The organism is Meridianimarinicoccus zhengii (assembly GCF_003254465.1).
Taxonomy (GTDB): domain Bacteria; phylum Pseudomonadota; class Alphaproteobacteria; order Rhodobacterales; family Rhodobacteraceae; genus Meridianimarinicoccus; species Meridianimarinicoccus zhengii.
Map to the genome: position 1 here is coordinate 1 of NZ_QDFI01000172.1, position 1,295 is coordinate 1,295.

The 1,295-nt window shown below is 47.3% G+C and carries 2 protein-coding genes; both read right to left on the reverse strand.

Going from position 1 to position 1,295, the window contains the following annotated elements; genetic code table 11:
• Positions 1 to 297: 297 nt before the first annotated feature.
• Complete coding sequence (locus DDE13_RS22395; RefSeq protein ID WP_000173853.1) at positions 298 to 441, reverse strand: RNA methyltransferase; 144 nt, start codon at positions 439 to 441, stop codon at positions 298 to 300.
• Between the two features lie 241 nt (positions 442 to 682).
• The coding region (locus DDE13_RS22400; protein ID WP_222626191.1) for an ACT domain-containing protein at positions 683 to 1,295 on the reverse strand (613 nt) is incomplete at its 5' end.

Genomic DNA, 1,295 nt, shown 5'->3' on the forward strand with positions numbered 1-1,295 from the left:
TTTGCATAGACCGTTTTCAGAGTAACCAGCGCATCGCTACGCCGCCAGCCAAAAACGCTGATAATTAGAAATTAATGATAAACAGGGAGGGATATCAGTGAAAGGGGGATCGGGGATCCTAGAGTCGCCTATATTGGTTAAAGTATTTAGTGACCTAAGTCAATAAAATTTTAATTTACTCACGGCAGGTAACCAGTTCAGAAGCTGCTATCAGACACTCTTTTTTTAATCCACACAGAGACATATTGCCCGTTGCAGTCAGAATGAAAAGCTGAAAAATACTTACTAAGGCGTTTTTTATTTGGTGATATTTTTTTCAATATCATGCAGCAAACGGTGCAACATTGCCGTGTCTCGTTGCTCTAAAAGCCCCAGGCGTTGTTGTAACCAGTCGACCAGTTTTATGTCATCTGCCACTGCCAGAGTCGTCAGCAATGTCATGGCTCGTTCGCGTAAAGCTTATCGATGATAAGCTGTCAAACATGAGACCTGCAGGAATTCGGTACCCGATCCATTTTCAGCCTTGGCACAAGGGAAGTAATTAGAGATGCAGATAAAAAAATTAAAGGCAATTATTCTCCGATAAAGACGCTGGTTAACAGAGTACAGGCTCGTTTATTGATGAGCATAGTGACAAGAAAATCAATACGGCCCGAAATATAGCTTCCAGGCCATACAGTATTTACTCAAACAAATTACTATGCAGTTTTTGCACCACCTGCTCGGCATCTTCGCCGGGCACCAGGAAGCACAGGTTATGGCTGGATGCGCCATAACAAATCATGCGAATGTTGAACGGTTCCAGTACGCCGAATACCTCTTTGCCAACGCCGCAGGCTTTTGACAGGTCATTGCCAATCAACGCGACCAGCGCCAGACCTTCTTCCACCTCCACCCGACACAGTGCGGAAAGCTCCATCAGCAGAGATTGCGTCAGCAACGTATCGCCAGTGGAGGTTGAACCGGTGGTATCAAGGGTTAATGCCACGCTCACTTCTGACGTGGTGATTAAGTCTACCGAAATATTATGCCGCGCGAGGATGCCGAAAACTTCCGCGAGGAAATCGCGAGAATGCAGTATATTCAGGCTGTGCAAAGTGAGCAGAGTCTGATTGCGACGAAGCGCCAGAGCGCGGAACAGCGGCGGATTTTCAGTTTTATTGCACACCAGCGTACCACCTGCGCGTGGGTCTTTGCTGGAGCCGACAAAGACCGGGATATCGCTGCGTACTGCGGGTAGCAACGTTGCCGGATGCAGTACTTTTGCACCAAAAGTTGCCATCTCTGCCGCTTCG

Excerpts from the sequence above, each read along its gene's own strand:
- DDE13_RS22395 (WP_000173853.1), bottom strand. The coding sequence starts at position 441 with ATGACATTGCTGACGACTCTGGCAGTGGCAGATGACATAAAACTGGTC.